Genomic DNA, 13,374 nt, shown 5'->3' on the forward strand with positions numbered 1-13,374 from the left:
CCAAGAGGCAACTCATGCAGATTAAACTGGCCAACCCACGCGGCTTTTGTGCCGGTGTTGACCGCGCCATTGAAATCGTCAACCGCGCGCTCGAAGTGTTCGGGCCGCCGATCTATGTGCGTCACGAGGTGGTGCATAACAAGTTCGTGGTGGAAGACCTGCGCAACCGTGGCGCGGTGTTTGTCGAGGAGATTGATCAGGTCCCCGACGATGTGATCGTCATCTTCAGCGCCCACGGCGTTTCCCAGGCAGTGCGGCAGCAGGCGGAAGACCGTGGACTCAAGGTGTTTGATGCGACCTGTCCGCTGGTCACCAAGGTGCACATGGAAGTAACCCGCTACAGCCGCGATGGCCGTGAATGCATCCTGATCGGTCATGCTGGTCACCCGGAAGTTGAAGGCACCATGGGCCAGTACGACCCCAGCAGTGGTGGGGCGATCTACTTGGTTGAGGACGAGGACGACGTTGCGCGTCTGGCAGTGAAGGATCCTCAGCGTCTGGCGTTTGTGACGCAAACAACCTTGTCAATGGACGACACTGCCAAGGTGATCGATGCTTTGCGGACACGTTTTCCGGCGATCGACGGGCCGCGCAAGGACGATATCTGCTATGCCACCCAGAACCGTCAGGACGCGGTCAAGCAGCTCGCTGCTGAGTGCGATGCTGTGCTGGTGGTGGGCAGCCCTAACAGCTCCAACTCCAATCGCCTGCGTGAGCTGTCTGAGCGCATGGGCACGCCGGCCTTTCTGATTGATGGCGCCAGCGAGATCCAGGCGGCCTGGTTGGAGGGTGTCAGCAAGATCGGCGTTACCGCTGGGGCGTCTGCACCGGATGTGCTGGTGCGTCAGGTGATTGAGCACCTGCACGCCCAGGGAGCTACCGGTGCTGAAGAACTGGCGGGCAAGGAAGAAAATATCGTTTTCAGCGTGCCGAAAGAGCTGCGGATTGTTGATCTGAGCTGAGGCATTGATGCGCTAGGGAAGCACTGACTCATCGCCCTCCCGTAGGGACGCGACATGTCGCGTCCGTGCCGTCCCGCCGGCGCCAATGCCAATCGGCCGCGGCATGCCGTGGCCCTACGGCTGTTTCCACAGCCCGCGTATGGCGGCGATGCCCTGGGCGCCGGCGTCATGCGCTGCTGCCAAGTCCTCAGCTGTCAGTCCTCCAAGCAGGTAAACCGGCAGGCGACAGTTGCCGAGCATAGCGTGGGCCCGCTCCCAGCCCAATGGGCTGGCGTGCGGATGTGATGCTGTAGGCAGCAGGGGCGATAGCACCGCAAAATCCACCCCAAGCATCCCAGCCATCTGCAGCTCCTCGACATCATGACAGGATGCGCTGAGCCAGCGCTCAGCGGGTAGAGGGCGTGCTGGTTCCGGCTGGCTGCACAGTGCACGTAGCTGCCGTGATGTCAGGTGCCACCCGGCACTGGGCTCTGGAGTTGGCTGATCGCCCTTGAGCATAAAGGTGGCCCGTGCGCCGTAGCGCTGTAGCACGTCCTTGCATAGAGCTCGATAGCCTTGGGTATCAAGCTGGGTTTGGCGCAGTTGAATCAGGCGAATGCCAGCGTCGATGGCGTGCTCAATGCCCTGTAGCAACTCTACCGCTGTGCAATCGGGCGTAATCAGATAGCGCTGGGGGAGTCGGGCTGCTGCCACGATAGGCTGGTTGGCCGCCGGAAAGTCATAGCTTGGCAGCTGCTGTTCGGTTACCCATTGGACCGGTTGGCCTTCTGCGCCGTGCGCCGTGCCCGTGAACTCGGATACTTCCCAGACATCCAGTCTGATGTGCTTGTCCGGGTAATTGTGCTGCAGGTCAATCAGTGGGCGAGCTTGCTGCACGGTTATACCCAGCTCCTCACGCAGCTCACGTTGCAGCGCCTCCAGGCGGCTCTCGCCCGGCTCGAGCTTGCCCCCCGGAAACTCCCATAGCCCGCCCTGGTGGGCGTCGTTGGGTCTTTTGGCAATCAGAATACGACGTTCGGCGTCGCGAATCACCGCGGCCATGACATGAATGCGGCGCACTGTCATTGCTCCGGCAGGTCGTCAGAGAACAGATCCTGCTCTTCATTCTCGCCGCCGGGGATGACATGTTCTTCGGCGGCCCAGGCGCCCAGATCGATCAGCCGGCAGCGCTCGCTGCAGAAGGGGCGTTGTGGAAATTGATCAGTCCAAGACACCGGGGCCTGGCAGGTGGGGCAGTTGACGGTCAGCGTCATTGGGGGCGCTCCAGCAGTTCCAGATAGCGTTTGTGCAGTGCGTCTACCTGCGCGTGCAAGGCGGCCAGGTCACCGTCGTTGGTCAGCACGTCATGAGCGTGACGCATGCGCTCTTCACGCTGGGCTTGCGCCTGCATGATCGCGCGCACTTGGGCCTCGGGAACGGCGTCACGCTCGACGGTGCGGGCTAGCTGCATCGCCTCTGGAACGTCGACGACGATGACGCGAGAGGTCAGGTTATTCTGTCCGGACTCCACTAGCAGGGGAGAAACCAGCAGGGCGTAAGGGGAGTTTGCCGACTGCAGGTCGGAGATGATCTCGTCGCGGATCAGTGGGTGCAGCAGCTCCTCCAGCCATTGCCGCTCCTGCGGGGCTGCGAAGACCTTTTCGCGCAGGGCGCTGCGATTCAGGCTACCGTCCTTCAGCAGGATGGCTTCGCCAAAGCGATCAACGATATGGGTGAGTGCTGGGCGGCCGGGCTCGACAACAACGCGGGACTTCTGGTCGGCATCCACAACATGAATGCCGTGAGCGGCAGCAAAGCGGTTGGCGGCAGCGGTTTTCCCGCTGCCGATCCCGCCGGTCAGGCCTATGATCATCCGGGGTTCCTTCGGTCAGGCAGCCAGCGATCTGGTCGCCCTGGGAGGGCAGCTCAGAAACCGGCGAAACGCAAATAGTGGCCGGTGATTGTCTCACCCCAGATCAGTGCGATCCAGCCGGCGATGGCCAGGTAGGGGCCAAAGGGCAGGGGAGTGCTGTTGTTGGCACCACGTGCCTTGAGAATTATGATGCCCAAAATCGCACCGACCAATGACGACAGCAGGATGGTCAGTGGCAATACCTGCCAGCCACCCCAGGCGCCCAGCATGGCCAACAGCTTGAAGTCGCCGTAACCCATGCCCTCCTTGCCGGTAACCAGCTTGAACAGCCAGTAAACCGACCACAGGCTCAGGTAGCCTGCAACGGCGCCCCAGAGCGCGGTGTTGAGGTCGGTGTACACGCCAAAGCTGTTGAGGATCAGGCCTAGCCACAGCAATGGCAGGACGATGATGTCCGGCAGCAATTGGGTATCGGCGTCAATCATACTCAGGCAGATTAACGCCCAAGTGAGCACCAGCATACCCGCGGTTGCCAGGCCAAAGCCCATTTGCCAGGCAACCAGCATGGACAGGCCGGCAGTGAGTAGCTCGATTGTCGGGTAGCGCAGGCTGATCGGCTCCTTGCAGTTGCCGCAACGGCCACGGAGCAAGAGGTAGCTGATGACCGGTATGTTCTGCCAGGGTTTTATCTCGGTCTTGCACTTGGGGCAATGCGAGTGCGGCAGAATCAGGTTGTACGTGGCAGGTGGTTCATGCTCGCTGTCCGGCTCAAGAATCTCCCGCGCCTGCTGCTGCCACTCAATCTCCAGCATGCGCGGCACGCGCAGAATAACCACGTTGAGAAAGCTGCCAATGATCAGGCCCAGGAGGCCGGCGAGCAAAATAAAGGCCAGCGGGGTGCTGGCCAGATAAGAGCTGAATTGCATGTGTTTAGACGACGTTACCGAGCTGGAAGATTGGGAGGTACATGGCGATGATGAGGCCACCTACCAAGACACCCAGCACACACATGATCATCGGCTCAAGTAGTGTCGTCAGGTTGTCAACTTTGTTGTCAACTTCCGCCTCGTAGTAGTCCGCTACTTTTTCCAGCATTCCGTCCAGGTTACCTGACTCCTCGCCGATGCCGGCCATTTGCACAGCGAGCGAAGGGAACACATTGGTGGTGCGCATTGAGAAGTGAAGTTGAGAACCGGCAGAGACGTTCTCTTTGATTTTCATCACCGCGTTGTAAAACACGACATTACCTGATGCTCCGGCCACAGAATCAAGGGCATCTACAAGAGGTACGCCGGCCGCAAAGGTTGTCGACAGCGTACGCGCATAACGCGCTACGGCAGCCTGATAAATGATTTCGCCGACAATGGGAGCTTTGAGTAAGGTTCTGTCCTGGAAGTCTCGAAAAGCTTTGGATCGGCGGTGCGCTTGCCCATAGGCATAACCCGCGATGATTATCATAACCAGCAGGATGAACCACCAAGATTGGAGCCATTCGGATAACGCGATGACGAAGGTCGTGAACGCGGGTAGCTCGGCGCCAAAGCTAGAGAAGACCTCTTGGAAGCTTGGAACCACTTTCAGCAGCAGAATGGCGGTCACGATAATCGCTACCACAATAACTGCAATCGGGTAGGTCATCGCCTTCTTGATTTTGGCTTTGAGGGCCTCGGTTTTCTCTTTGTAAGTTGCGATGCGGTCAAGTAGCGACTCGAGACGACCGGACTGCTCCCCCGACTCGACAAGGTTGCAAAAGAGGTCGTCAAAGTGCTGAGGATGCTGGCGCAGGGAATCTGCCAGCGTGTTACCAGCAGCCACATTGGTTTTTATCTCGTTGACGAGCTTCGCGAGGTTGGGGTTTTCAGCTCCTTCAGCGATGATTTCAAACGCCTGAATGATGGGCACGCCAGACTCCATCATTGTTGCCAGTTGCCGTGTAAAAAAGGCAATGTCTAGCGGCTTGATCGGTTTCGCCCGCTTACTGAACAGGGTGGACTTGCGGTTGATCTTGGTGACCAGGATCCCCTGTTTTCGCAGCTGGTGTTTGATTAGGGCTGCATTAGCGCCCTGAATCTCACCAGTGATTTTGGTGCCTTTACGATCTTTTCCCTCCCATTTGAAAGGGAAAAGCTTTTCTTCCTTGGCCTTTTTGGCGGCGGCAGGGTTCTTTTTAAGTGCTGCTTGTTGCGCCATGACTTAGTCCTTGGTCACTCGGTTTACTTCCGCCAGACTGGTCACGCCCTCTTCGACCTTCATCAGGGCTGACTGACGTAAGTTTCTGAAGCCCTCGCTCTGGGCGACGTCTGAGATCTGAATCGAGTTGCCGTCTTCCATGATGATGCGTTGCATGGCCGGGGTGATCCTGACGACCTCATAGATACCAACACGTCCTTTATAACCGTCTTTGCAATTTTCGCAACCCACAGGGCCATAAATTGTCAGCCCGGCATCAATTTTTTCGGTGGAGAACCCTTCTTCGATCAGTGTTTCTCTTGGAACCTCCATCGGCTTCTTGCAGCTTTTACATAGGCGTCTGGCAAGGCGTTGCGCGATGATGAGGTTTACCGATGTGGCGATGTTGAAAGATGGGACACCCATGTTGCGCATCCGCGTCAGTGTTTCAGCTGCGCTGTTGGTGTGCAGCGTCGACATCACCATGTGGCCCGTTTGTGCGGCCTTGATGGCAATTTCAGCGGTTTCAAGGTCGCGGATCTCACCCACCATGATGATGTCTGGGTCTTGGCGGAGGAACGCGCGCAGGGCTTTTGCAAAATCCATCCCCTGCTTGGGGTTGACGTTGACCTGGTTGATGCCCTCTAGGTTGATCTCAACCGGGTCTTCAGCGGTTGATATGTTCCGCTCACTGGTGTTCAGGATGTTCAGGCCCGTATAAAGGGAAACTGTCTTGCCTGAGCCGGTGGGCCCTGTGACCAAGATCATGCCTTGCGGGCGTGAAAGCGCCGCCAGATACATCTGCTTCTGGTCATCTTCGTAGCCCAGGGCATCAATACCCATTTTTGCGCTTTCAGAGTCGAGGATACGGAGTACTACTTTTTCGCCCCACAATGTAGGTAGGGTATTAACCCGGAAGTCGATGGCCTTGTTTTTGGATATCTTCAGCTTGATGCGGCCGTCCTGCGGTTTCCGACGCTCGGCGAGATCCATCGAAGACATAACCTTCAGGCGAGCAGCAATGCGAACACCGAGCTGCTGCGGGGGTTTTGCCACCTCGTGGAGGACGCCGTCGGTGCGAAAACGTACGCGATACACCTTTTCGTAAGGCTCAAAGTGTAAATCAGAAGACCCCATACGCACGGCGTCTAGCAGCATTTTGTTCACGAATCGAACGATTGGGGCGTCATCTGCATCGGACCCGCCCTCCTGTTTTTCGTCATCTTTTACGGCCTGGACGTCAAGTTCATCCAGGTCGGTATCTGTGATGTCTCCCAAGCCACCGGTCGGGTTATCCAAGTATTTTTCTATTGCACTGTGCAGCTTGTCGTCTTCCACGATTACTGCATCGGTCATCAAGCCGGTGTTGAACTGAATGTCGCTAAGCGCTTGTTGGTTGGTTGGGTCTGACAGGGCCAGGTAAAGTCTGGAGCCTCTCTTGAACAGGGGCATAACGTTGTGTTGGCGTATCAGTTTTTCACTGACCAGCTCGCTGGGCTGCGCCTCTTTTTCCAGTGCTGCCAGATCAAAGTAGGGGTAGCCGAACTCGTCTGCGCACACCATGGCTAGCGACTTTGCGTCGGCAAGCTTTCGTTGGACGAGGTGGGTAATGAACGGGATCTTATCTTGCGCTGCCTGTTGAGATGCTTTGCTCGCGGCTTCCGAGCTTAGGATCCCTTCTTGCACGATGCGGCGTGCGAGCCCTGATAAAACGGGAGTTTCCATGAGGCCTTAGGTTCCAATCAATCGTTACGCTTTACTCTTCACTATAGTACACGTGCCTTACTAATTGCACTGTTGTGCGGGTTAAGGCGTATGGGGTCTTTGATGTGTGACAAAAAAAGTCACTTTCGGCCTATTTGTGTGAGCTTTCGCGTCGTGTCTACTGCTCAATTTGGCCAGGAAAGCTTTAGCGATAGGGGTTTGCAGCGGATGGCACAGCATTTGCTTTTACGTCAGGTAGCCAACCGGCTATCTCACAAAAGGAGTTTACTATGAAGGCTCAAAAGGGTTTTACCTTGATCGAGCTGATGATCGTAGTTGCGATCATCGGTATCCTGGCTGCCATCGCACTGCCGGCCTACCAGGACTACACCGCTCGCGCCCAGGCTACTGAAGGCTTGAAAGCGACCGCTGGTCTGCAGGCTGATATCGCTGTGGATTCTGCAGAGGCCGCGGCGGCCGCTGCTGGCGCTACCACCATCGCTTCGGCGCTACTGCTTGATGGTCAATATTTTGATCCGGGCGAAGTGACTGTGAGCAACGCGGGTGTTATCACCGTTTCTTTCTCTTCGGGTGCCCTGGCAGGTGATACCCTGACCATGACCCCGAATGTAACTGCGACTGGCCAGATCGCCGGTTGGACTTGTGCCGGTACTCTTGATCCAGCCCACATTCCGTCCGGCTGCCGCTAACGGATAGGTGGAGAGAGTTTTAGCAGTAGTTTTACGCGCTGCTTGTTGACTCTTTGCGATAAAAACCCCCGGTTTGTCCGGGGGTTTTTTATGGGCGCCGTCTGAGTCTGGACGCTATCCTGATTGACGGCACTTCCTGCATGCTTGGTCTAGCTACGCTCAAGATCTTAGTAGCAATGGCCTTTTATCTTTGTTTCACCCTTCTCCCACAACCGCCACTCCCCAGTCTCATACGCCCGCCACTGCTCATTGCTGGTCAGCGGCTCTGTCGCGATCACGGTCACCACGTCGGTGCGGGTGGTGTGCTGCTGAAAGTCGATTTCCAGATCAGTGTCACTGAGCACGGCGGGGCCGAAGGGTGCGCGGCGGGTGATCCAGTGGAGTTTGCTGGTACACAGGGTGAACAGCCAGTCGCCGTTGCTGAGCATCAGGTTGCATACCCCCAACGCGCGCAGCGGGGCGCAGCATTGGCTGAGGGTGTCGGCAATCTCGGCAAGGCTTGGCAGCTCGCTGTAGCGGCGGGCGAGGTTGTTCAGCAGGTGGCAGAAGATCGCTTCGCTGTCGGTGTCGCCGACCGGGGTGTAGGGGCCTTGATCAGGGTTGAAACCGGCCAGTTGACCATTGTGGGCGAAGGCCCAGTACTGGCCCCAGAGTTCGCGGGTGAACGGGTGGGTGTTGGCCAGGCTGACGCCGCCGACATTGGCCTGGCGGATATGGCAGATGACGTTTTCCGACTTGATCGGGTACTGCTCGATCAGCTTGGCAATCGCTGAGCTGTGGCAAGGGTTGGGGTCATGGAAGCAGCGCAGCCCTCGGCCTTCGTAAAATGCGACTCCCCAGCCATCGCGGTGCGGGCCGCTGCCGCCGCCACGGCGCATCAGGCCGGCGAAGCTGAAGCAGATGTCGGTTGGGACGTTGGCGCTCATGCCAAGCAGTTCGCACATGGTGGCTCCGGGGTAGGCGGGTGGCTGCAGGTATTCTACCCGGCGCCGGGTGAGTTTGTGTTCAGGTGCGGATAGTTGTTGGGTGTCAGGATGATGGCCGAGACGGTTGGTCTGACCTTCGTGCATGAGCCTGCAAGAGAAGAGTGGTGATGGTCTTTTCTGGGGCGCCGCGGGGCTTTTTCTGGTGCGGTTGCCGCGCGGAAGCTGAATCTTTTTTGTTTTTTGACTCATCTTTCGATGGCTTGCAGCTGTCTGGAAAGGTGCTTTCAGACCCTCGTGAATATTGTGTGTTGATCTGTTTTTATGGCTGTGACTCAATGGTCACAGAATTGCATTATCTTGTTTTGGATCAACTCAGGGCTGTTCTCTTTTTTTCTACAATAAGAGTCTCTTTCCCTGCCTGCATCGGATGCGCAGTTTCGTCTGGTGCTCGATTCCGTTGTGCGTTGCGGTCGCCTGAACCGTCGCGCGTACACCCAACTGGTATTGAGGACGTCGACCATGAAACAACTGACCCCAATGGATTCCCATTTCTTCTACTTTGAGGCGCCAAACCAGCCGATGATGATCGGCAGTCTCTGGTTGTGTGATCAGAGTAGTGCGCCAGGCGGGCTGGTGCGGCACAAGGAAATCCTGCAGTACATATCCGATCGCCTGAACACGACGTCTTACTTTCGTCGCCGTCTCGAGCAGGCTCCTTTCCAGCTGGATGATCCGTACTGGCTGGATGACGAAAACTTTGATCTGGAGTACCACGTTCGGCACGTGGGGTTGCCGCAGCCGGGTGACTGGCGTCAGTTGTGCATCTTTACTGCTCGCACCATGTCGCGCAGCGTCGATATGGAGCGCGCGCCCTGGGAGATCTACATCATTGAGGGCGTCAATAATGTGCCCGGCATCCCGCCGAACAGCTTCGCGGTGCTGATTCGCTTTCACCATGCCTATGTGGACGGCAAGGCCAGCCTGGAGCTGACCACCGCCATGATGGAGGAGACGGCTGAGCACGAATACGGTCGGCGTGATCGGGTAGAGGTCGCTGAGCGCGCGCCAACCCGGCTGGAGATGTGGGCGCGCACTACGCCGCGCATGATGGGGCAGACGTTCCGCAGTTTGCGGGCCGGCTGGGTGGTCGGGCGCAAGAGCTTCGACCTGGTCCGTCGTTTGCGCGACGAGGCCCAGCCCGAGCAGCGCAGGGTGCCGCGCACCCTGTTCAACGCGCAAGTGTCGCCCCATCGCGCCTACGGTGCTCTGACCTGGAATATCCCCGAGCTCAAGCGCATGCGGCAGCTGTGCCCGGGTGCCACGCTGAATGATGTGGTTATCGCCATTATTGGCGGCGGCATGCGGCGCTACCTGATGCACCACAACCAGCTGCCGGCCAATGAGTCGCTGGTGTCTATGTGTCCGGTGTCGGTGCGGCCAACCGAAGCCATGAAGGATTGCGGCAACCTGATCTCGGCAATGTTTATCGGTATCGGCACCGATATGGCCGATGCGACAGATCGCCTGGCTGCCGTCCGCCGGCGCACAGCACGTGGCGTGCCTTTGGCCAAAGACGTGCTCTGTGACCTGAATAATGCGGTGGGCGACATGATTCCGCCCTACATGCGCGCGCTCGGCGCCTGGGTTCAGAACAAAGCGCGTCTGGCGGGCGTCATGCCGCTGATCAACACGCTGATCACCAACGTGCCCGGCATTCCCGGTCTGCAGCCCCGCTATTTTGCCGGCGCCAAGATCGTCAATGTGTTTCCCATTGCGCCCGTATGCGATGGCATGGGTGTCAGTCACTGCCTGACCGGTATTTATGACGATCTGAATCTCGGTGTGCTGGCTGACCGCAAGATGATGCCTGATATGGATCAGTACATCGCCTGCATGGCAGCGTCTACCGATGAGTACCGCGCTTTGCTGGCTGAGCTGGAAAAGGCCGCAGCCGCAGAGCCGGTGTTGCTGGAAACGCGTAAGCCAGGAGCAGACGCGCCGACCGCCGGGACGCCGGCCGCCGAATCGCCGGCCGCACAGCCTGAGACAGCCCGGCAAGCCGGGCGCCGACGCAAGGCGTCCAGTCGCTCCGGCGACGGATCTGCCGCCGCCAGTGCCAAGCCGGCCGGCGCAGCCTGAACCTGATCAATCGCACTGTGGCGGCACTCAGGGTGCCGGGGGAGTATCGTATGGCGGTTAGTTTATTTCAGCGAGGCAAGAGCAAGGCGCTGCTGCAATCCATGGAGAAGGCCGAGGATTACGCGCAGTGGAGCGAATTGGCTGCGGCCTGGGATCACGAGCAAGGGCTGGACGAGTGGAAGCAGGATGACGCCTGCGAAAGCTACGACTACCGCTCGATACGCCAGCGCCTGGACATATTGCGGGACCTGCGCTTTCGCAAGGACTGGCACCAGCTGCTGTTTGTGCTTAATGAGGGGGTGCACGGCAACCTGGGTGGTATCGGCAAGCCGTCGCTCTATAACAAGGCGCGTTTGGGCACCAAGAACTTGATCACCCGCTACATTGACGAGCTGTGTGGTGCCTTGAACGACCTGAACGAGGTCGACGACGAGATTATCCCGCTGGCCGAGAAGCAAGACTTCTTCCTGCGCGCCAGCCACTGCAATGGTCGTACGGCGCTCATGCTCAGCGGTGGGGCGGTGCTGGGCTTTTTTCACACCGGCGTGCTCAAGGCGTTGTTTGATCAGGGCCTGCTGCCGGAGATCATTTCCGGCAGCAGCGCCGGGTCCATTCTGGCGGCAACCGCCTGCACCCACCCCGATGAGGAACTGCGCGAGCGACTGAGCCTGGATAACCTGCATCACGAAGTAGAAGAGACGAGCGCCATTCGCCCCTCGCTGACGTTGTTTGGCGGCAGTCGCGCGATGGACGTGGACAACCTGCGCGATTACCTGGCGAAGATCATTCCTGACATGACCTTTCAGGAGGCCTTCGAGCTGACCGGTCGCAAGCTCAACATTACGGTCACCGGCCTGTCGACTCAGCAGGCGCCGCGTCTGCTAAACGCCATTACCTCGCCTAACGTGCTGATCCGCTCGGCGGTGATGGCCTCGTGCGCCATCTATGGCATTTATCCGCCGGTGACCCTGATGTGCCGCAACGCCTCAGGTGAGACAGTGCCGTATCTGCCGGGCATGAAGTGGATCGACGGCTCCTTTGCCGATGACCTGCCCGCCAAGCGCCTGGCGCGCTTGTATGGCGTAAATCACTTTATTTCCAGTATGACCAACCCGGCGGCGCTGGCGATCACCCCGGATCCGGATGCGCCGCGCAGTCGACTGCGCAACCTGGCGCATTTTCAGGCGCGTTTTCTGAAACTGGGGGCTGCCGAGGCCATGCGCTTTACGCGTGACAACGTGCGTATCAAGAGCCCGGTCATCAACCTGATGCAGCACCTGACCTATGGCGTACTCGCGCAGGAGTACACCGCCGACATCAACATCTTCCTGCGCAACCGCTGGGATCATCCGCTGCGGCTGCTGGCGCCGCCCACGCGCGAAGCCATGCACCGCCTGATTCACGAGGGCGAGCGCTCAGCCTGGGAGAAGGTCGAGATGGTGCGAAACTGCACCGCCGTCAGCCGTACCCTGGACAGCATCCTGCACACCCGGGGCTGGGAGAAGTAGCGCCGGTACATTGTGGTTGTATGTTTTTCCGCCCCGTAGGGTTGGCAGATGTAGCGTAGGGCCACAGCATGCTGTGGCCGTCGGGTGCTACGCCGGCGTTCGCGCAGGCATGGCCCATCGCTTGCCGACGATGGTGGATGTACATCATGCTTTTCATTCATCGCGGCTCTGCGCACAATGCCGCGATGAACTTTGAACGTGAAGATGCTGCCATGACCTCTGAAGACCTGCCGCTTGCCGGCCGCCGTATTGCGCTGCCCGAGAGTCGTGAACTCGACCTGTTTGCCGACATGCTGATCAAGCGTGGTGCGGATGTGCTGCGCTGTCCGCTGGTGGCGATCCATGACGCGCCTGACCCGGCGCCAGTGCTGACCTGGATGCACACGCTGATCAGCCATCCGTTTGACCGTTTGATTCTGCTGACGGGCGAGGGTTTGCGGCGCATGCTGGCGCTGGCCGAGCGGCAGGGCGGCAGCCTGCAGGCAGACTTTATTGCCGCGCTGGAGCGGATTCCCAAGCTGACCCGTGGCCCCAAGCCGGGAGCGGCGCTGCGCAAGGTGGGGCTCAAGGCAGACCAGGTTGCGGTGTCGCCGACCACCGAAGGCGTGATCGAGACCCTCAAGGACGAGAATCTGCGCGGTCAGCGTATCGGCGTGCAACTCTACGGCACTGATCCAAACCGTCGGCTGGTGGAGTTTCTTGTCGGCGCCGGTGCCGAGGTCAGCACTGTAGCACCCTACATTTATGCTGATGATGTGGAGGATGCACAGGTCGACGCGCTGATTGATGCGCTGCTGGCGACCGAGGTAGATGCCATCGCCTTCACCAGCGCCACCCAGGTGCGCCGCCTGCTGCAGATTGCCAAGCGGCGTGAGCAGGGCGAGGCGGCACTGTTGTCTGCGCTGGGCCGCATCAAGGTGGCTGCCGTCGGACCGGTGGTGGCCGACGAGCTGACTGCCTGTGGCGTGCAGGTAGATCTGATGCCCGAAAGCAGTTTCTTTATGAAGCCGCTGGTGCGCGAGCTGGTGAAGGTGCTGGGCACGCGCTGATCTGGGTTAAAGGCGGGTTTTTGTGGAATGTTGTGATAGCGCGTAAAGGTACTGCACAGTGTGGTCTGCCGAGTGCGCGGATGCTGGAGCGTGCACCGGGTTTTGTCCCGTTTACGCGGGCGAGTAGCGCAGGGCTGGCGGGAAAAAGAGCGGCAGCATGTCTGAGGAGCGGAGCGACGAGTTCTGCCGCTCCCCGTCAGACCGAGCAACGCAGCGAACCCGAAGGGCTGCGTAGTCGGGTGCCCCGGGGGATCGCCAAGGGGGCTGGGCAAGCAGCCCCCCTTGGCTCGCCGTGAAGGCGAAAAGCTGACTTGATGTAGGCGTAATGAAAGAAGATCAGTTGCTCTGTGGTTCG

12 protein-coding genes are annotated in these 13,374 nt (G+C 58.9%); 5 read left to right on the plus strand and 7 right to left on the minus strand.

From position 1 onward, the window contains the following. Positions 1-14: 14 nt before the first annotated feature. Positions 15-962 (plus strand): 4-hydroxy-3-methylbut-2-enyl diphosphate reductase, encoded by a 948-nt coding sequence (gene ispH, locus ASB58_RS02080; RefSeq protein ID WP_118129177.1) that lies wholly within the window; start codon positions 15-17, stop codon positions 960-962. Between the two features lie 114 nt (positions 963-1,076). On the opposite strand, the gene ASB58_RS02085 is transcribed toward ispH, so the two are convergent. The 6 genes from ASB58_RS02085 to pilB are packed head-to-tail and all read right to left on the minus strand — an operon-like array spanning position 1,077 to position 6,708. Beyond that, a complete protein-coding gene (locus tag ASB58_RS02085) occupies positions 1,077-2,021 on the minus strand; it encodes a Nudix family hydrolase (protein WP_118129178.1) in 945 nt (314 codons plus the stop codon). A 2-nt stretch (positions 2,022-2,023) separates the two neighbouring features. Beyond that, complete coding sequence (gene yacG, locus ASB58_RS02090; protein WP_096006519.1) at positions 2,024-2,215, minus strand: DNA gyrase inhibitor YacG; 192 nt, start codon at positions 2,213-2,215, stop codon at positions 2,024-2,026. Then, positions 2,212-2,814, minus strand: coding sequence for a dephospho-CoA kinase (gene coaE, locus ASB58_RS02095; RefSeq protein WP_096006520.1), 603 nt, complete (start codon positions 2,812-2,814; stop codon positions 2,212-2,214). The genes yacG and coaE overlap by 4 nt, the downstream gene beginning before the upstream one ends. A gap of 53 nt (positions 2,815-2,867) precedes the next feature. Continuing rightward, positions 2,868-3,740, minus strand: a complete 873-nt coding sequence (locus tag ASB58_RS02100) for a prepilin peptidase (RefSeq protein WP_118129179.1) — start codon at positions 3,738-3,740, stop codon at positions 2,868-2,870. A gap of 4 nt (positions 3,741-3,744) precedes the next feature. Beyond that, on the minus strand, positions 3,745-5,004 hold the full coding sequence (locus ASB58_RS02105) for a type II secretion system F family protein (RefSeq protein WP_118129180.1): 1,260 nt from the start codon (positions 5,002-5,004) through the stop codon (positions 3,745-3,747). A 3-nt stretch (positions 5,005-5,007) separates the two neighbouring features. Further along, positions 5,008-6,708 (minus strand): type IV-A pilus assembly ATPase PilB, encoded by a 1,701-nt coding sequence (pilB, locus tag ASB58_RS02110; RefSeq protein ID WP_118129181.1) that lies wholly within the window; start codon positions 6,706-6,708, stop codon positions 5,008-5,010. A gap of 269 nt (positions 6,709-6,977) precedes the next feature. On the opposite strand from pilB, the gene ASB58_RS20150 reads away from it, so the two are divergent. After that, positions 6,978-7,397, plus strand: a complete 420-nt coding sequence (locus ASB58_RS20150) for a pilin (protein ID WP_118129182.1) — start codon at positions 6,978-6,980, stop codon at positions 7,395-7,397. A gap of 167 nt (positions 7,398-7,564) precedes the next feature. On the opposite strand, the gene ASB58_RS02120 is transcribed toward ASB58_RS20150, so the two are convergent. Next, positions 7,565-8,341: a class II glutamine amidotransferase gene (locus ASB58_RS02120; protein ID WP_118129183.1), complete on the minus strand. Its 777-nt coding sequence runs from the start codon at positions 8,339-8,341 to the stop codon at positions 7,565-7,567. A 501-nt stretch (positions 8,342-8,842) separates the two neighbouring features. Here ASB58_RS02120 and ASB58_RS02125 point away from each other — a divergent pair. From ASB58_RS02125 to ASB58_RS02135, 3 genes are all read left to right on the plus strand, one after another. Then, the gene (locus tag ASB58_RS02125; protein ID WP_118129184.1) at positions 8,843-10,462 is read left to right on the plus strand and encodes a wax ester/triacylglycerol synthase family O-acyltransferase; all 1,620 of its coding nucleotides are present in this window, start codon (positions 8,843-8,845) and stop codon (positions 10,460-10,462) included. A 50-nt stretch (positions 10,463-10,512) separates the two neighbouring features. Beyond that, complete coding sequence (locus ASB58_RS02130; RefSeq protein ID WP_118129185.1) at positions 10,513-11,970, plus strand: DUF3336 domain-containing protein; 1,458 nt, start codon at positions 10,513-10,515, stop codon at positions 11,968-11,970. A gap of 146 nt (positions 11,971-12,116) precedes the next feature. Then, positions 12,117-13,019 carry a uroporphyrinogen-III synthase gene (locus ASB58_RS02135; RefSeq protein WP_202974578.1) on the plus strand — a complete coding sequence of 301 codons (903 nt, stop codon included), beginning with the start codon at positions 12,117-12,119 and terminating at the stop codon, positions 13,017-13,019. The last annotated feature ends 355 nt before the right edge of the window (positions 13,020-13,374 follow it).

Origin of the sequence: Pseudomonas abyssi, assembly GCF_003444685.1 — a bacterium.
GTDB classification, from domain to species: domain Bacteria; phylum Pseudomonadota; class Gammaproteobacteria; order Pseudomonadales; family Pseudomonadaceae; genus Halopseudomonas; species Halopseudomonas abyssi.